The organism is Pseudomonas sp. WS 5078 (assembly GCF_012985745.1).
In the GTDB taxonomy this organism is placed as follows: domain Bacteria; phylum Pseudomonadota; class Gammaproteobacteria; order Pseudomonadales; family Pseudomonadaceae; genus Aquipseudomonas; species Aquipseudomonas lundensis_A.
The window spans coordinates 81,230-97,959 of record NZ_JAAQWX010000018.1 but is presented as its reverse complement, the minus strand read 5'-3'; the positions used below and the strand labels follow the sequence as shown (position 1 = coordinate 97,959).

General features: G+C 61.1%; 15 protein-coding genes and 1 pseudogene. 14 read left to right on the top strand and 2 right to left on the bottom strand.

Annotation, left to right across the window (positions count from 1 at the left end; genetic code table 11):
* Positions 1-161 (bottom strand): annotated as a pseudogene (locus HBN68_RS22315) (hypothetical protein); the annotation flags it as partial.
* A gap of 266 nt (positions 162-427) precedes the next feature.
* Here HBN68_RS22315 and HBN68_RS20185 point away from each other — a divergent pair.
* The 4 genes from HBN68_RS20185 to trxC all read left to right on the top strand — a co-directional run bounded on the left by HBN68_RS20185 (position 428) and on the right by trxC (position 7,721).
* Complete coding sequence (locus HBN68_RS20185; RefSeq protein WP_169965915.1) at positions 428-2,170, top strand: potassium/proton antiporter; 1,743 nt, start codon at positions 428-430, stop codon at positions 2,168-2,170.
* Positions 2,171-2,205: 35 nt separating this feature from the next.
* Positions 2,206-5,553: a mechanosensitive channel MscK gene (gene mscK / locus HBN68_RS20180; RefSeq protein WP_094993650.1), complete on the top strand. Its 3,348-nt coding sequence runs from the start codon at positions 2,206-2,208 to the stop codon at positions 5,551-5,553.
* 107 nt (positions 5,554-5,660) lie between these two features.
* Positions 5,661-7,124 (top strand): protein adenylyltransferase SelO, encoded by a 1,464-nt coding sequence (locus HBN68_RS20175; protein WP_169965913.1) that lies wholly within the window; start codon positions 5,661-5,663, stop codon positions 7,122-7,124.
* 156 nt (positions 7,125-7,280) lie between these two features.
* Positions 7,281-7,721 (top strand): thioredoxin TrxC, encoded by a 441-nt coding sequence (gene trxC, locus HBN68_RS20170; protein WP_094993652.1) that lies wholly within the window; start codon positions 7,281-7,283, stop codon positions 7,719-7,721.
* Here the strand turns inward: trxC and HBN68_RS20165 are convergent.
* Positions 7,718-8,491 carry a ParA family protein gene (locus HBN68_RS20165; RefSeq protein ID WP_094993653.1) on the bottom strand — a complete coding sequence of 258 codons (774 nt, stop codon included), beginning with the start codon at positions 8,489-8,491 and terminating at the stop codon, positions 7,718-7,720. The genes trxC and HBN68_RS20165 overlap by 4 nt on opposite strands.
* A 337-nt stretch (positions 8,492-8,828) precedes the next feature.
* Between HBN68_RS20165 and HBN68_RS20160 the strand changes: the two genes are divergently transcribed.
* The 10 genes from HBN68_RS20160 to HBN68_RS20115 are packed head-to-tail and all read left to right on the top strand — an operon-like array spanning position 8,829 to position 16,706.
* Positions 8,829-9,548: a beta-ketoacyl synthase chain length factor gene (locus tag HBN68_RS20160; RefSeq protein ID WP_169965911.1), complete on the top strand. Its 720-nt coding sequence runs from the start codon at positions 8,829-8,831 to the stop codon at positions 9,546-9,548.
* The gene (locus HBN68_RS20155; protein WP_169965909.1) at positions 9,524-10,336 is read left to right on the top strand and encodes a lysophospholipid acyltransferase family protein; all 813 of its coding nucleotides are present in this window, start codon (positions 9,524-9,526) and stop codon (positions 10,334-10,336) included. Before HBN68_RS20160 ends, HBN68_RS20155 begins: the two co-directional genes overlap by 25 nt.
* Complete coding sequence (locus HBN68_RS20150; protein ID WP_047273033.1) at positions 10,311-10,571, top strand: phosphopantetheine-binding protein; 261 nt, start codon at positions 10,311-10,313, stop codon at positions 10,569-10,571. The genes HBN68_RS20155 and HBN68_RS20150 overlap by 26 nt, the downstream gene beginning before the upstream one ends.
* 9 nt (positions 10,572-10,580) lie before the next feature.
* A complete protein-coding gene (locus tag HBN68_RS20145; protein WP_094993656.1) occupies positions 10,581-10,835 on the top strand; it encodes an acyl carrier protein in 255 nt (84 codons plus the stop codon).
* Positions 10,832-11,377: a hypothetical protein gene (locus tag HBN68_RS20140; protein WP_094993657.1), complete on the top strand. Its 546-nt coding sequence runs from the start codon at positions 10,832-10,834 to the stop codon at positions 11,375-11,377. Before HBN68_RS20145 ends, HBN68_RS20140 begins: the two co-directional genes overlap by 4 nt.
* Positions 11,374-13,044 carry an acyl-CoA synthetase family protein gene (locus tag HBN68_RS20135; protein ID WP_169965907.1) on the top strand — a complete coding sequence of 557 codons (1,671 nt, stop codon included), beginning with the start codon at positions 11,374-11,376 and terminating at the stop codon, positions 13,042-13,044. The genes HBN68_RS20140 and HBN68_RS20135 overlap by 4 nt, the downstream gene beginning before the upstream one ends.
* Before the next feature lie 49 nt (positions 13,045-13,093).
* Positions 13,094-13,828: a glycosyltransferase family 2 protein gene (locus HBN68_RS20130; protein WP_094993659.1), complete on the top strand. Its 735-nt coding sequence runs from the start codon at positions 13,094-13,096 to the stop codon at positions 13,826-13,828.
* Positions 13,825-14,763 carry a glycosyl transferase gene (locus HBN68_RS20125; protein ID WP_094993660.1) on the top strand — a complete coding sequence of 313 codons (939 nt, stop codon included), beginning with the start codon at positions 13,825-13,827 and terminating at the stop codon, positions 14,761-14,763. The genes HBN68_RS20130 and HBN68_RS20125 overlap by 4 nt, the downstream gene beginning before the upstream one ends.
* Complete coding sequence (locus HBN68_RS20120; protein ID WP_169965905.1) at positions 14,744-16,288, top strand: aromatic amino acid ammonia-lyase; 1,545 nt, start codon at positions 14,744-14,746, stop codon at positions 16,286-16,288. The genes HBN68_RS20125 and HBN68_RS20120 overlap by 20 nt, the downstream gene beginning before the upstream one ends.
* On the top strand, positions 16,281-16,706 hold the full coding sequence (locus HBN68_RS20115; protein ID WP_094993662.1) for an acyl-CoA thioesterase: 426 nt from the start codon (positions 16,281-16,283) through the stop codon (positions 16,704-16,706). The genes HBN68_RS20120 and HBN68_RS20115 overlap by 8 nt, the downstream gene beginning before the upstream one ends.
* The last annotated feature ends 24 nt before the right edge of the window (positions 16,707-16,730 follow it).

The window sequence follows — 16,730 nt, the reverse complement described above, 5'->3', positions numbered from 1 at the left end:
AGGGCGTCAAGGTCAAGACTGGCCCGCTCACTGACCAGTTCAATGTCGAATGAAAACGGCTCGCTGATGGCCTCTTCACCTTTGAAGGCCAGCACCGAGAAGGGCTGGTCGTTGCCCATGAGGGTGAACTCGAAGCGGGTTTGGCGGGTAAAGGTGGACATCCTTGGTTCCTTAGAAACTGAGGGTGCGCCCGATCATGAAGCCACCCCTCGGCAAAGAAGGTGAACGCTAACGGATAGACCCTAAGAGTCGTTGTAGGAAGACTCCCAAACTTTCAAAAGAATCGAGCCGATCTGCCCTGAGGGCCTTCGACAGTCCTCTCGCAAAACCTTTTTGACAGCCCGGCAATCGCGCAGGTTAGAATCGCTGGCACGCAAACTGCTAGATCGGTATGCGCCCTGCCTTTGAGTTTTCTGGAGTACTGCCTTTGAATGCGACGACCATCAACAGCCTGTTCTTGATCGGCGCGTTGCTGGTGGGTGCAAGCATTCTGGTGAGTTCACTCTCTTCGCGCCTGGGGATCCCGATTCTGGTGATCATTCTGGCCGTGGGCATGTCCGCTGGCGTCGACGGTGGCGGCATTATTTTTGACAACTACCCGACGGCGTATTTGGTGGGCAACCTGGCACTGGCCGTGATTCTGCTCGACGGCGGCTTGCGAACCCGGGTTTCCAGTTTCCGCGTCGCGCTCTGGCCTGCGTTATCGCTGGCCACGGTCGGGGTAATGATTACCACCGGACTGACCGGTCTGATGGCCGCCTGGCTGTTCAACCTGAACCTGATTCAAGGCCTGCTGATCGGTGCCATCGTCGGGTCTACCGATGCCGCGGCGGTATTCTCCCTGCTCGGCGGCAAAGGGCTGAACGAACGGGTGTCGGCCAGCCTCGAGATCGAGTCCGGTAGCAACGACCCGATGGCCGTGTTCCTCACTGTGACCCTGATCGACATGCTGGCCAGTGGCGAAACCAGCCTGCACTGGAGTTTGCTGCTTAATTTGCTGCGTGAGTTCGGCATTGGCGGCGCCATCGGTCTGGCGGGTGGCTGGATGATGCTGCAACTGGTCAACCGTATTAATCTGGCCAACGGCCTGTACCCGATTCTGGTGGTGGCGGGCGGTCTGGTGGTGTTTGCACTCACCAACGCCCTGCACGGCAGCGGCTTCCTCGCGGTGTACTTGTGTGGCCTGGTGATCGGCAACAGCCCGATCCGCAGCCGCCACGGCATTTTGCACATGCTCGACGGCATGGCCTGGCTGGCACAGATCGGCATGTTCCTGGTGCTGGGGTTGCTGGTCACGCCTCACGACTTGCTGCCCATCGCAGTCCCGGCACTGGCCTTGGCGCTGTGGATGATTCTGTTCGCCCGCCCGCTGTCCGTGGTGGTGGGCCTGCTGCCCTTCAAAGCCTTCCACTCCCGTGAAAAAGCCTTTATTTCGTGGGTCGGGCTGCGCGGTGCGGTGCCGATCATTCTTGCCGTGTTCCCGCTGATGGCCGGGCTGCCGAATGCGCAGCTGTATTTCAACCTCGCCTTCTTTATCGTGCTGGTTTCCCTGTTGGTGCAGGGCACCAGCCTGCCGTGGGTCGCCAAACTGCTGAAAGTGACAGTACCGCCCGACCTGGCCCCCATCTCCCGCGCAGCCCTTGAGGTTCACGTGACCAGCGAGTGGGAGCTGTTTGTGTACCGTCTTGACGCACAAAACTGGTGCATCGGCGCCGCTTTGCGTGAATTGAAAATGCCCGAGGGGACTCGCATCGCTGCCCTGTTTCGCGGCCAGCAACTGCTCCATCCGTCGGGCAGTACGACCCTCGAAATTGGCGATTTGCTCTGCGTGATCGGCCATGAACACAACCTGCCCGCCCTCGGCAAATTGTTCAGCCAACCACCGACCCGTGGCCTGGACCTGCGCTTTTTCGGTGACTTCGTGCTTGAGGGCGACGCCCATCTGGGCGCGGTGTCAGCGCTATATGGCCTCAAGCTCGACGGTATCGACCCCAACTTGCCGCTGAGCAGTTTCATTGCGCAGAAGGTCGGCGGCGCGCCCGTCGTGGGCGATCAGGTGGAATGGAACAACACCATTTGGACCGTGGCGGTGATGGACGGGAACAAGATCGCCAAAGTGGGCGTCAGATTCCCCGAAGGAAGTGCCCCGGGTCCGGGGTTGTTCCTCTAAACTGCCCCCTTCCGCCCCTTGTATGACCGGTATCTATGCCTACTCTGCGCACGTTTTTCGCCACCGTCCTGCTCGGCCTGAGCCTTTGTGTGGGTTCGCTGCAGGCGGCTGAACCCCTGACCACCGAGTCGGTTCAGCAAAGCCTGGACAAAATTGCCGATCGAAAGCTGCCTGACGCCGACCAAAAGGCCCTGCAAGCGATCCTCGAAAAGACCTTGGCCCAGTTGGCCAACAAGGCGGATTACGACCAGAGCCTGAGCGAGGTCAAACAACTGCTCGGCACTGCGCAGCAGCAAACCCTCGAAAATCAGCGTGAACTGGCGCGACTCAAGGCCAGCACTGTTGTTCCGGTCGCTCAGCGTTACAAAAGCCTGAGCGTGCCCGAGCTAGAGCAACTGGTGGCGGATCGCACCACGCAGCAGGGCGAATTGCAAAAATCCCTGGCCAGTGCCAACAGCATGACCATTGCCGCCCAAACCCGACCTGAACGGGCGCAGGCCGAGATCAGCACCAGCCAGACACGTATCCAGCAAATCAACAACATCCTCAAGCTGGGTCGCGATAACGGCAAAGTGCTGACGCAAGACCAGCGAAACCTGCTCAACGCCGAATCCTCGGCCCTGACATCTCTGATTGCCTTGCGCCGTCAGGAACTGGCGGGCAACAGCCTGCTGCAAGACCTGAGCGGCAGCCAGCATGACCTCCTTGTGGAAAAAACTGCGCGTCAGGACCAGGAGATTCAGGAGCTGCAAACCCTGATCAACCAGAAACGCCTGGCGCAATCGCAACAAACCGTGACCCAGCAATCCCTGGAAGCGCAAAAGTCTGGGAGCAGCAGCCTGCTGGCCACCGAGAGCGCGCTGAACCTCAAGCTCTCCGACTACCTGTTGCGCAGCACCGACCGCTTGAACGAGGTCACGCAGCAGAACCTCGAAACCAAACAACAACTGGATAACGTCACCCAAAGCGATCAGGCGCTGGATGAGCAAATCAGCGTGCTGAAGGGCAGCCTTCTGTTGTCCAAGATCCTCTACAAACAGAAACAAGCGCTGCCGCGTCTGCAAAAGATGGACAAAAACCTGGCAGACGAAATCGCTGACATCCGCCTGTATCAATTTGAGATCAACCAGCAGCGCGAACTGATCAGCAACCCGGTTGCCTATGTGGACAACCTGCTCAGCACCCAACCGGCCGATCAAGTCACCCCGCAACTGCGCAAAACCCTGCTGGAACTGGTGGGCACCCGGGGCGAATTGCTGGAACGCCTGAACCGCGAATTGAGCGCGCTGCTCAACGAAACCATCACCCTGCAACTGAACCAGAAGCAGCTGCTCAGCACTGCCCAAAGCCTGCGCGCCACGCTCGATGAGCAAATGTTCTGGATACCCAGCAACAAGCCGCTGGATCTGGAGTGGCTCGAGACGGCCCCGCACTACCTCAAACAGCAACTGCTGACCTTGCCCTGGACCTCCGGCCTGAGCGAGCTTCGCGATGGTCTCGCCCAGCGACCGTGGCTGTTTTCGCCACTGGCATTGTTGATCGTGGCGTTGCTGTGGAAACGCCGTTACCTCTACGGCAAGTTGAACAAAATCCATCAGGACATTGGCCACTTCAAACGTGACAGCCAATGGCACACCCCGATGGCAATCCTGATCAATGTCCTGCTGGCCATGCCGATTTCACTGGCGCTGGCCCTGTGCGGCTATGCCCTGCAAACCGATGCCCGTGGCATGAATGCCAACTTGGGCGCAGCACTGATCCAGATGGCTCAGGCCTGGCTGGTGTTCTACACCGCGTACCGCATTCTGGCGCCGGGTGGCGTGGCCGAATTGCATTTCCGCTGGGCCAAACCGCTGGTCGAGTTCCTGCAACGCTGGGTGCGCAAACTGGGTTTTGTGGTCCTGGCGCTGGTGGCCGTGGTGGCATTTGCCGAACAACAACCGGCCGCGCTGGCCGACGACGTGCTGGGCATCGTAATCGTGCTGAGCTGTTACGCCGCCATGGCGTGGCTACTGTGCCGCCTGCTGCTCAACAACTTCGAGACCGATAAAAAAGCCTACCGCCTGCGCAAACTGCTGGGCTTCGCCTTCGCCCTGCTGCCACTCGCACTGTTTGTGGCCGTGTGCTTCGGCTACTACTACACCGCCCTCAAACTCAGCGACCGCCTGATCAACACGCTTTACCTGCTGATGTTCTGGCTGGTGGCAGAAGCCGCCTTTGTACGCGGGCTTGCCGTTGCTGCCCGCCGTCTGGCTTATCAGCGCGCACTGGCAAAACGCCAGGCCGCCAAGGAAGCAGGCGAAGGCAACGACATCATCATCGAAGAACCCACGCTGGATATTGAGCAGGTCAACCAGCAATCGCTGAGGCTGATTCGCCTGGCGCTGCTCGCAGCGTTTGTCGGTGGCTTGTACTGGGTATGGGCAGACTTGATTTCAGTGTTTTCCTACCTCGACAACATCACCCTGTACGAATACACCAGCGGCACCGGCGCCAACGTCAGCATGGTACCCATCAGCATCGGTGACGTAATTGGTGCACTGGTGATCATCGGCATCAGCATCGCCCTGGCGCGCAACTTGCCGGGGCTGCTGGAAGTGCTGGTGCTGTCGCGGCTCGATCTCGGGCAAGGCAGCGCTTACGCCACCACAACCCTGCTGACTTACGTGATCGTCGGCATCGGTTTTGTCGCCACCCTGTCGACCCTGGGCGTGAGCTGGGACAAGTTGCAGTGGCTGGTGGCCGCGCTGTCGGTAGGCCTGGGCTTCGGGATGCAAGAGATTTTCGCCAACTTCATCTCCGGCATCATGATTCTGTTCGAACGCCCGGTGCGTATCGGGGACACCATCACCATCGGCAACCTCTCCGGCACCGTGAGCAAAATCCGCATCCGCGCCACCACCATTACGGATTTCGACCGCAAAGACATCATCGTCCCGAACAAAACGTTCATCACCGGTCAATTGATCAACTGGTCGCTGACCGACACCATCACCCGCGTGACCCTCAAGCTGGGGGTCGATTACGGCTCTGACCTGGACCTGGTGAAGCATCTGCTGCTCAAAGCCGCACAAGAGAACCCGCGGGTGCTTAAAGACCCGGAGCCGCACGTCTACTTCCTCAACTTCGGGCAAAGCACCCTCGATCATGAGCTGCGCATGCATGTTCGCGATCTGGGCGACCGTAACCCGGTGATTGATGAGGTCAACCGCTTCATCAACCGCGAGTTCAAGAACCACAACATCAACATCTCGTTCCAACAGATGGAGGTGTACCTCAAGAACTTGCAGGGCCAGGAATACAAGCTGGTGCCGGTCGGACCAGAAGTGCCGAACCCGCCGCCGCAACTGGACAAGCCCGACAGCGCACCCAAAACCCTGTAGGCAGCGGGCGACGGGGGCTTCAGGACCAGGGGTTGCCCGGCAACCCTTTGTAGCCTGCGGCTGCGACTGCAACGCGACTTATCTTTAATTCATGTGGGAGAAGGCCATTGAAAGCCCTCGACGAACTGACCTTCGACAACCGTTTTGCTCGCTTGGGCGACGGGTTTTCGACCCACGTTCTGCCTGAACCCATCGACGCGCCACGCGTGGTGGTGGCCAGCGAATCGGCCATGGCGTTGCTTGATCTTGACCCGGCCGTGGCTGACGATCCGGTGTTCGCGCAACTGTTTGGCGGGCACACGCTGTGGGCCGACGCCGAGCCGCGTGCCATGGTGTATTCCGGTCATCAATTCGGCTCCTACAACCCGCGACTGGGCGACGGCCGCGGCTTGCTGCTGGGCGAGGTGTACAACGACGCGGGCGAGCATTGGGACGTGCACCTCAAAGGTGCGGGCATGACCCCCTACTCGCGCATGGGCGATGGCCGCGCTGTCTTGCGCTCCTCGATCCGCGAGTTCCTCGCCAGTGAAGCGTTGCACGCACTGGGCATCCCCAGCAGCCGGGCGTTGTGCGTCATCGGCTCCGACACCCCGGTGTGGCGCGAAAAGCAGGAACGCGCCGCGATGGTGCCGCGGCTGGCACCCAGCCATATCCGTTTCGGGCATTTCGAATACTTCTATTACACCCAGCAACCGGAACAGCAAAAACAGCTGGGCGAACACGTGCTGGCCCTGCACTTCCCCGAATGCCTGGAACAGCTCGAGCCCTACCTGGCGATGTTCCGCGAGATCGTGGAGCGTAATGCCGAACTGATCGCCAAGTGGCAGGCCTACGGGTTTTGTCATGGCGTCATGAACACCGACAACATGTCGATACTGGGCATTACCTTCGACTTCGGGCCATTCGCTTTCCTGGACGACTTCGACGCGAAGTTCATCTGCAACCATTCCGACCACGAAGGGCGTTACGCCTTCAGCAACCAAGTGCCCATCGGCCAATGGAACCTCAGCGCGCTGGCTCAAGCGCTGACGCCGTTCATCAGCGTCGACGCCCTGCGCGAAACCCTCGGCCTGTTCCTGCCGCTGTACCAAGCCCATTACCTGGACCTCATGCGCCGCCGCCTGGGCCTGACCACCGCTGAAGACGCGGATCAGGCATTGATCGAGACGCTGCTGCAACGGATGCAAGGCAGTGCCATCGACTACACCTTGTTTTTCCGCCAGTTAGGTGAACGTCCGGCAGAACAGGCCGTGGCTCGCCTGCGCGAAGACTTTGTAGACCTCAAAGGCTTCGATGAATGGGCGGCGCACTACGTGGCACGGGTTGCACGAGAAGGCGATACCGACGAACAGGCGCGGCGCGAACGCATGCACGCCGTCAACCCGCTGTACATCCTGCGCAACTACCTGGCACAAAAAGCCATCGACGCCGCCGAAGCCGGGGACTACAGCGAAGTCCGCCGACTGCACGCGGTGTTGACGCAGCCCTTTACCGAACAACCGGGTATGCAAGCCTACGCCGAGCGCCCGCCGGAATGGGGCAAGCACCTGGAGATCAGTTGTTCGTCATAAACGCGATCAATGCGTGACAGGACTTCCTTGGCACGCGTTGCCTCACAGTGGCAGGTTGAGCATTCATCTGCTGAACTTGCACGCCACTGACCTGTGGCCGCTGCCGAGCAGCGCGAGCCTGCGTTCGTCGTGATCAATTTTTTATGGAGCTCTGCCATGACCGACCCGCTGCTGATCCCCTGCCCTCACTGCAACGGCTTGAACCGCATTCCCGCCGCACGCGTGGGGGAACATCCCAAATGCGGACGCTGCAAAAATGCGGTGTTGCAGGGCAAACCGTTCGATTTAAACCAGGCCGACTACGCCAGCCAGATCAAGGGCGATCTGCCGTTGTTGCTGGATGTGTGGGCCGAATGGTGCGGGCCGTGCAAGTCGTTTGCGCCCGTGTTTGAGCAGGCAGCGAGCCAACTGCTGGGCAAATGCCGCCTGGCCAAACTCGACAGCGAGGCCAATCAGCAACTGGCCGGACAACTGGGCATCCGCTCGATTCCCAGCCTGATTCTGTTCAAAAACGGCCGGGAAATCGCCCGCCAGAGCGGTGCCTTCCCGTTACCTCAACTCAAGGCCTGGCTACAAAGCCAGGGCATCAGCGCTTAAGCGTTCTGATCCAGATAGTCGTGCAACTCAATAAATTGCAGGGTCAGCTTGTGCCGGGGATCGTAGTGCACCAGCGGCTGGCTGGCCTGATGCGATTCGCGCATGCGCACTGAGCTGCTGAGGTAGACCGGCAACACCGGCAGGCCTTCGGCTATCAGCTCCTCCAGCATTTGCTGCGGCAGGCTGGCGCGAGCCTGAAACTGATTGACCACGATGCCTTCGACCAGCAGGTCTTCATTGTGGTCGTCTTTCAGCTCTTCGATTTCGGACAGCAGCCCGTACAGCGCTTGGCGGGAAAAACTGTCGCAATCAAAAGGAATCAACACACGATCACTGGCGATCAGCGCTGATACCGCATAAAAGTTCAACGCCGGCGGGGTGTCGATGTAAATGCGGTCGTAATCTTCAGCCAGCTCATCCAGCAGTTTTCGCAGCTTGTTGATTTTGTGCTTGGCTTCCAGCTTGGGCTGCAAGTCCGCCAGTTCTGCGGTGGCCGTAATGACGTGCAAGTTTTCGAAAGGCGTTTCGTAAATGTCGACCCGATTCTTCTTACTACCGACCCCGGCCGAGAGGGTTTGTTTGAAAAACTCTGCGATCCCCATCGGGATGTCGTCGCCGGTCAATCCGGTGAGGTATTGAGTGGAGTTGGCCTGGGCGTCGAGATCGACCAACAGGGTGCGGTAACCCTCGCTGGCGCTGACGGCCGCCAGGTTGCACGCGATGCTGGACTTCCCCACACCGCCTTTTTGATTGAACACCACCCGACGCATTTGAAAACCTCCGTGTATCAATGAGTGCCCGAGTGTAGATGCCCTTCGCGCGTATTCGCTACCTCGTCGCGAAATGAACTACAGCTCCAGGTCGCTTATCTTCGAATATTCACGAATATCTCCCATTCCTGTGACAGCTTTGCCTTACCCATAGACCAATACTGGCAAAAAGACAGTGTCTTTTTTGTAGATCGCGGAAAAACCATACTAAAACTGTAAGCAATATTTGCTACCAGCCAACTGCACCGGGATAATGCCGCCACTCTGTTACAGGTGAGGCGTCGATCGATGCCCACTTTCGCATCAAGGAAGCCTGCAAAGGCGGGATGAAACTCCAGTGATCAATTTCAATATCGCCGCGTGGCGCGCCTGGGCCCCGGGCCTCGACAGCGTGGCCGATTGGCAGGCCTGGAGCCAGCAACCCGGCCTGTTGGCCACCAGCGGTGCCGCCCCCGATGTTTCGTTTTTACCCGCCATGCAGCGCCGCCGCCTGAGCCGTTTGGCGCGCATGGCGTTCAGTGTCGGCTGGCCACTGGCTGAAGGCCATCCAGCGCTGCCCCTGGTGTTCGCCTCCCGCCACGGTGAAACCCCGCGCACGTTCGACATCCTCAGCGACCTGGCCGCCGAACAGCCGTTGTCCCCCACGCAGTTCAGCCTGTCGGTGCATAACGCGGTGATAGGCCTGTGGTCGATCCTGCGCGGCGAAACCAGTGAGATGACGGCGCTGGCTGCCGCCGGGGATGGTCTGGAACACGGCCTGATTGAAGCCTGCGCGCTGCTCAATGAAGGCGCGCCAGCCGTCTTGCTGGTGATTACCGAAGAACAACCGCCCGACGCCTACGCGTCCTGGATCGATGATGTGCCCTTCCCTTATGCCGTGGGGCTGCTCCTGACCCCTGGCCAGCAATGGCAAGTGACCCTCAAGACGGGCCCGGCATACGCCGATAAAGCGCCGTGGCCTCACGCCCTGAACCTGGTGCGCCACCTGTTCGACGAGCAGGCTTCATTCCAACACGCCTGGAAAACCCGCGTATGGACCTGGCAACGCAGCCTGTGAGCGCGCGACGCGACGCCTGGTATTGGCGCCTGATGGCCACCGCACTCAGTTTCGGACTGTTCGGGCTGGGCTGCCTGGGCCTGCGTTTAATCATCTTTCCCCTCTTGAGCTGCCTGCCGGGCAATGCCGTTCGTCGCCGCGAGCGCGCACGCGCCACCGTCAGTCGGCTGTTCTGGCTGTTTATCCGCTCGATGGCGCGCATGGGCGTGCTGACGTATGACGTGCAAGGCGCCGACCGGCTCGGGCGGCCGGGGCAAATGATCATCGCCAACCATCCGTCGCTGATCGACGTGGTTTTCTTGATCGGGCTGGTGAGAAACGCCAATTGCGTGGTCAAACAGAGCCTTTGGCAAAACCCGTTTACCCGAAGCCCGGTGCGCGCCACGCAGTACATCAGCAATGACGGCAGTGTCGACATGCTGGATACCGCCGCCAGCGCCCTGCAAGAAGGCCAGACCCTGATTATTTTTCCTGAAGGCACGCGCACGCCGCCGGGGCAAACACCCGGCTTTCATCGCGGTGCCGCGTCGATTGCGTTGCGGGGTGCGAAGGTTCTGACACCGGTGATCATCAAAGTCAGCCCGACCACGCTGACCAAGGCCGAACCCTGGTATCGCATCCCGGATCGCCGCGTGCACTTCAGTTTTCGCGTGGGGGCCGATATAGACCCACACACCTTTGCTGCGCTAGGCCCGCCACCCAAGGCCTCGCGCCTGCTCAATGACTTCGTGCATGACTACTTTATTAAGGAGCTCGCCACAGATGAGCGATCTAAACACGCAAATTAAACAGCTGATCATCGATGCCCTGGGCCTCGAAGACATCAGCACCCACGACATCGACGACGAGCAAACCCTGTTTGGCGAAGGCCTTGGACTGGATTCGGTCGACGCGCTGGAACTGGGCCTGGCGATTCAAAAAACCTACGGCATCAAAATAGACGCCGACGCCAAAGACACCCGCGATCATTTTTCCAACGTGGCCAGCCTTGCGGCTTTTGTCACGGCCAAACAGGCAGCCTGAGACCGACCCATGCAAACCCGTGACGACATCTTCAACACCCTGCGCGACGCTCTGGTCGAACTCTTTGAGCTTGAACCCGAACGCGTCACCCTGGACGCCAACCTGTATCAGGACCTGGAAATCGACAGCATCGACGCCGTCGACCTGATCGATCACATCAAGCGCAAAACCGGCAAAAAAATCGCCGCCGACGAATTCAAGTCGGTGCGCACCGTCAATGACGTGGTCGAGGCGGTTTACCGTCTGGTTCACGCTGACGCATGAGTCGACTGATTGGCCTTGGCCTGTTGTTGGCCGGACTGCTGTACCCCTTCGCGGTGTATTTCGGCATGGCCCATTTCGCCCCGTGGCAGTTTGCGCTGTTGCTCGGTGGCCTGTGGCTGGCCCGCGCACTGACCGGCGAGCGTCGCCCCGGCAGCATGTGGATGGCGGTCGTCGCCTTGGTGTTTTGCGCGCTGCTGGCGCTGTTCAACAGCCCGGCGCTGCTGCGCTGGTACCCGGTGTTGATCAGCGGGTTCATGCTCAGCCTGTTCGGTTTGAGCCTGAAATTCGGCCCACCGATGATCGAGCGTCTGGCGCGTCTGCGCGAGCCCGTGCTGCCCGACATCGCTATTCACTACACGCGACAGGTGACCAAGGTCTGGTGCCTGTTTTTTCTGCTCAACGGGTTTGTCGCCGCCAGTTTGACGCTGTGGGCGCCTTTGAGTTGGTGGACGTTGTACAACGGCCTGATCGCCTACGGGTTGATGGGGCTGCTGTTTGCCATTGAATGGCTGATACGACAACAGGTAAGAGGCCGGGCATGAATTGGATAAAACTTGAGCATTTGTTGCTCAAGGGGCAGGCAGGACGCACCGTCACTGTTGAACCCGCTCTGGACCACGCCGCGCTGTGCGATCAGGCGTTGCGCCTGGCCGGCGGCCTGCAACAGCGCGGTGTGCAGCGCCTGGCTGTGCACCTAGAGGACGCCGCCGAGCTGGCCGTCACGCTGCTGGGCGCATGGCGGGCCGGGGTCAGCGTATTACTGCCCGCCGACCTGCAAGCACAAACCCGTCAACGCTGGGACGCTCAAGTTGACCTGTGGATAACGCAAAGCAGTGATCTGCACGGGCTGTCCGCCGACCCGCTGCCTGCGGCGCAACTGGACCTCGACGCCTGCCAGCTCAGCCTATGTACCTCGGGCTCCAGCGGCGCGCCCAAGCGTATCGACAAAAGTTTGCGCCAGATGGCCAATGAAGTGCAGGCACTGGAGGCGCTGTGGGGGGCTGAACTGGGCGACGCGTGCATCATCGCCAGTGTCGCGGCGCAACACATTTATGGGTTGCTGTTCCGCGTGCTGTGGCCTCTGTGCGCGGGCCGTCCCTTTGTGCGCCGTCAATTGGCCTTCCCCGAAGACATGCAACGCGCCAGCCGCGAGCACCGTTCTTTCGTCTGGATTGCCAGCCCGGCTTTGCTCAAACGCACCGCTGACAACCTCGACTGGGCCGCCCTGAGCCAGGTGCGCCGGGTATTTTCATCAGGCGGCGCATTGCCAGCCGATGCAGCCGCTACCCTGTTTGAACGCCTGGGCCAGTGGCCTACCGAAATCCTCGGCAGCTCGGAAACCGGCGGCATCGCCTGGCGCCAGGGCCAAACCCTGTGGCAGCCGTTTGCCGATGTGCAACTGAGTCAGGGCGAGGACGGCGCCTTGCGCATTGCATCGGCGTACCTGCCTGCGGGCCATGTCGAACACACGGCCGACGCGGCCCGCATTGAGGCTGACGGGCGCTTTGAGCTGCTGGGCCGACTGGACCGCATCGTCAAACTCGAAGAAAAACGCATTTCCTTGCCCATGCTGGAACAGGCGCTGGTCAACCACGACTGGGTGGCGGAAGCGCGCCTGGGCGTGGTTAACGAAAACCGGGCGTCGCTGGGCGCGCTGCTGGTGCTCAGTGCCAGCGGTCTGTTTGCCCTGCGCGAACACGGACGCCGGACGCTGACCCACACCCTGCGCCAGCACCTGAGCCAGCACTGCGAAGCGCTGGCCTTGCCACGCCGCTGGCGCTTGCTGAGCCACTTGCCGCTCACCAGCCAGGGCAAGCTGCCTCAGGCTCAGGTCGATGCCTGGTTGCTGGCACCGCGCCCGAAAATGCCCGACGTCCTGAGCCAGACCGAGGCCGACGGTCAATGGACGCTGAGCCTGTCGATCCCGCCGGACCTGGCTTTTTTCAGTGGTCACTTCCCCAAAACCCCCGTGCTGCCGGGGGTGGTGCAAATCGATTGGGCGCTGGCGCTGGGTCAGCAACTGCTCGACCTGCCGCCACGCTTTGCCGGGATGGAAGTGCTCAAATTCCAGCAACTGGTACGCCCCGGCGATGCCATTGAACTGATCCTGCGCTTCGACCACGAACGCCAGAAGCTGCACTTCGCTTACCGCAACGAAACGGCAGCGTGTTCCAGCGGCCGCATCCTCTTGGCACCAGCCTGTGGATAAGTCTTCAGGCTTCACTGGGTACACCGTGCCCGCTAACAAGGCATCGCCCATGCATAACCCCTGTGCCGTGATCCCGGTCTACAACCACGAAACCGCCGTACCTGCGGTGGTCGACGCGCTGCTCGCAGCCGGTCTGCCGTGCGTATTGGTAGACGACGCCAGCAGCCCGGCCTGTTGCGCCGTGCTTGAACAACTGGCGGTGCGCGAACAGGTCTTCCTGATCCGCCTGGCGGTCAATCAGGGCAAGGGCGGTGCGGTAATGGCCGGGCTGCGCGAAGCGGCGCGGCTGGGGTTCACCCACGCCTTGCAAGTGGACGCCGACGGCCAGCATGACCTGCGGGATGTGGCCACGTTTCTGCACGTCTCGCAGCACAACCCTGACGCGCTGATTTGCGGTTATCCACAGTACGACGCCAGCGTGCCCAAAGGCCGTTTGTATGCGCGCTACCTGACCCACGTCTGGGTATGGATCAACAGCCTGTCGTTGCAGATCCCCGATTCGATGTGCGGCTTCAGGGTGTACCCGCTGACCCCGACCCTGGCGCTGATCAATGCGGTCAAGCTGGGCAAACGCATGGACTTCGACCCCGAAATTCTCGTGCGTCTGGCCTGGCGTAACCAGCCGATGCGCTGGCTGCCGACCCGTGTGCACTACCCGCAGGACGGGCTTTCGCACTTTCGTCTGTTCCACGACAACGCACTGATTTCCAGCATGCACACCCGGCTGTTTTTCGGCATGTTGCTGCGGTTACCAAGCATTCTGTGGAGACGCTGCACAGCATGAGCGACCCACAACAGCATTGGGCTGACCACAAGGAGCGCGGCAGTTTCCGGCTGATGAAGCTCACCGCGTTCGGCGTCAAACTGCTGGGCCGTCGCGTCCTCGCGCCGGTGTTGTACGCCATCGTGCTGTACTTCTTTTTGTTTGGCGGCCGCGCGCGGCGCAGCATCTGGCAATACCAGCAGCGTCTGGCCGACTGGAGCGGGCAAGCATCGCTGCGCCCCACACGCCGCCGCGTGTTCGGTCAATTCATGAGCTTTGCTGACGCCTTGCTCGACAAGCTCGATGTCTGGAACGGCAAGCTGAGCATCCACGACATCGAAATCGTCGACCCTGCGCGGCTGCGCGACCAACTCCGCGGCGAACGCGGGCAAATGCTGGTGGGCGCGCACCTGGGCAACCTTGAGGTGTGCCGTGCCCTCGCAGAGCTGGGCGAGCAAGTGACCATGAATGTGCTGGTTCACACCAAGCATGCCGAGCAGTTCAACCGCCTGCTGGGCGAAGCCGGCGCCAGCCACCTGCGGCTGATTCAGGTCAGCGAACTCAACCCCGCGGTGATGCTGCAACTCAACCAGCGCCTGGAAAACGGCGAGTGGTTGGCCATTGCCGGCGACCGCGTGCCCCTGCATGGCGGGCGCAACGTGCAGGTCAATTTCCTCGGCCATCCGGCCGCCTTTCCGCAAGGCCCGTGGCTGTTGGCGGGGCTGTTGAAATGCCCGGTCAACCTGATGTTCTGCCTGAAACAGGCCGGCCGCTATCGCGTGATCCTCGAACCGTTCGCCGACGCCGTGCACTGGCGGCGCAGCGACCGCGAGCAGGTGATTGCAGACTGGACCGCCCGCTACGCCGAGCGCCTGGGGCATTACTGCCTCGAAGCGCCGCACCAATGGTTTAACTTTTACCCATTCTGGAAGACCGATGACGACGCATCCGCATGAGCCAGTAACCTTCGGCCAAACCCCTTTGCGTATTGAAGACGTGCTGGCGCTGGCCAATCGTCAGGCGCCGACCCGACTGCAAGATGACGCCCCATACCGCGAGCGCATCGCCAAGGGCGCACGTTTTCTCGACTCGCTGCTGGACAAGGAAGGCGTGATTTATGGCGTGACCACCGGCTACGGCGATTCGTGCGTGGTGGCGGTGCCACTGGAGCACGTCGAAGCGTTGCCGCGCCACCTGTACACCTTCCATGGCTGCGGATTGGGCAAACTGCTCGATGCCCAGGCGACCCGTGCCGTGCTGGCGGCGCGTTTGCAGTCGCTGTGCCACGGGGTATCCGGGGTACGCATCGAGCTGCTGGAACGGCTGCAGGCCTTTATCGCCCACGACATCCTGCCGCTGATCCCCGAAGAAGGCTCGGTAGGCGCCAGTGGCGACCTGACGCCGTTGTCCTACGTGGCGGCGACCTTATCCGGCGAGCGCGAAGTGCTGTTCAAAGGTGAGCAGCGCTTTTCGGCCGACGTGCACCGCGAGCTGGGCTGGACGCCGCTGGTGCTGCGGCCCAAAGAAGCGCTGGCGCTGATGAACGGCACCGCCGTCATGACCGGGCTGGCGTGCCTGGCCTACGCCCGCGCCGATTACCTGCTCAAACTCGCCACGCGCATCACTGCGCTCAACGTGGTAGCGCTGCAAGGCAACCCGGAACACTTCGACGAGCGCCTGTTTGCCGCCAAGCCGCACCCCGGGCAGATGCAAGTGGCGGCGTGGATTCGTCAGGATTTGGCCATCGACGCCCCGACCGCGCCGCTGCATCGCCTGCAAGACCGTTACTCGCTGCGTTGCGCCCCCCATGTACTTGGCGTGCTGGCCGACAGCCTGAACTGGCTGCGCGGGTTTATCGAGATCGAACTCAACAGCGCCAACGACAACCCGATCATCGACGCTGAAGAAGAGCGCGTGCTGCACGGCGGGCATTTCTACGGCGGGCACATTGCCTTCGCCATGGACAGCCTCAAGACCCTGGTCGCCAACGTTGCCGATTTACTGGACCGCCAGCTCGCGCTGCTGGTGGACGTGCGTTACAACCATGGCTTGCCGAGCAACCTGTCGGGGGCCAGCACCGAACGCGCCATGCTCAACCACGGGTTCAAAGCCGTGCAAATCGGCACCAGCGCCTGGACCGCCGAAGCGTTGAAAAACACCATGCCCGCCAGCGTGTTCTCGCGCTCTACCGAATGCCATAACCAGGACAAAGTGAGCATGGGCACCATCGCCGCCCGTGACGCGATCCGCGTACTGGAGCTGACCGAACAGGTCGCCGCCGCCACCTTGCTGGCGGCCAATCAGGGCGTCTGGCTGCGCAGCCGCGCCGAAGACGCTCGCCCGCTGCCACCCGCCCTGGCAGCGATGCACGCCGAACTGGCCACAGATTTCCCGCCCGTGGTCGAAGACCGCGCCCTTGAACGCGAACTTCGCCTGTGCCTGAGCCGCATCGCTGCACAACACTGGAGGCTGCATGCGTAGCAAAGGCGTGTTGCACGTTGATACCGAAGTGTTGGTGCCGTTTTTCGACATCGACACCATGCACGTGGTGTGGCACGGGCATTACGTCAAATACCTCGAAGTGGCGCGCTGTGCACTGCTCGACCACATCGGCCACAACTACACCCGGATGCAGGAGGCGGGCTATGCGTGGCCGGTCATCGACCTGCAACTGCGTTACGTGCGCGGCGCCACGTTTGGCCAGCGCATCAACGTGCGTGCCAACCTGGTGGAGTGGGAGAACCGCTTGAAGATCAGCTACCTGATCACGGACCTGGCCACGGGGGAGCGTTTGACCCGTGCCTGCACTGTGCAAGTGGCCGTCGAGATTGCCAGCCGCGAGATGCAACTGGTGTCGCCAAAATGCTTTATCGATGCGGTAGAGAGCGTGTTGCCATGACGATGCAGTTAAACACCATCACCC

What these genes read in the sequence shown, in the direction of transcription:
- mscK (WP_094993650.1), top strand. Translation starts at nt 2,206, where the DNA reads ATGCCTACTCTGCGCACGTTTTTCGCCACCGTCCTGCTCGGCCTGAGC.
- trxC (WP_094993652.1), top strand. Translation starts at nt 7,281, where the DNA reads ATGACCGACCCGCTGCTGATCCCCTGCCCTCACTGCAACGGCTTGAAC.
- HBN68_RS20165 (WP_094993653.1), bottom strand. Translation starts at nt 8,491, where the DNA reads ATGCGTCGGGTGGTGTTCAATCAAAAAGGCGGTGTGGGGAAGTCCAGC.
- HBN68_RS20155 (WP_169965909.1), top strand. Translation starts at nt 9,524, where the DNA reads ATGGACCTGGCAACGCAGCCTGTGAGCGCGCGACGCGACGCCTGGTAT.
- HBN68_RS20150 (WP_047273033.1), top strand. Translation starts at nt 10,311, where the DNA reads ATGAGCGATCTAAACACGCAAATTAAACAGCTGATCATCGATGCCCTG.
- HBN68_RS20145 (WP_094993656.1), top strand. Translation starts at nt 10,581, where the DNA reads ATGCAAACCCGTGACGACATCTTCAACACCCTGCGCGACGCTCTGGTC.
- HBN68_RS20140 (WP_094993657.1), top strand. Translation starts at nt 10,832, where the DNA reads ATGAGTCGACTGATTGGCCTTGGCCTGTTGTTGGCCGGACTGCTGTAC.
- HBN68_RS20135 (WP_169965907.1), top strand. Translation starts at nt 11,374, where the DNA reads ATGAATTGGATAAAACTTGAGCATTTGTTGCTCAAGGGGCAGGCAGGA.
- HBN68_RS20130 (WP_094993659.1), top strand. Translation starts at nt 13,094, where the DNA reads ATGCATAACCCCTGTGCCGTGATCCCGGTCTACAACCACGAAACCGCC.
- HBN68_RS20125 (WP_094993660.1), top strand. Translation starts at nt 13,825, where the DNA reads ATGAGCGACCCACAACAGCATTGGGCTGACCACAAGGAGCGCGGCAGT.
- HBN68_RS20120 (WP_169965905.1), top strand. Translation starts at nt 14,744, where the DNA reads ATGACGACGCATCCGCATGAGCCAGTAACCTTCGGCCAAACCCCTTTG.
- HBN68_RS20115 (WP_094993662.1), top strand. Translation starts at nt 16,281, where the DNA reads ATGCGTAGCAAAGGCGTGTTGCACGTTGATACCGAAGTGTTGGTGCCG.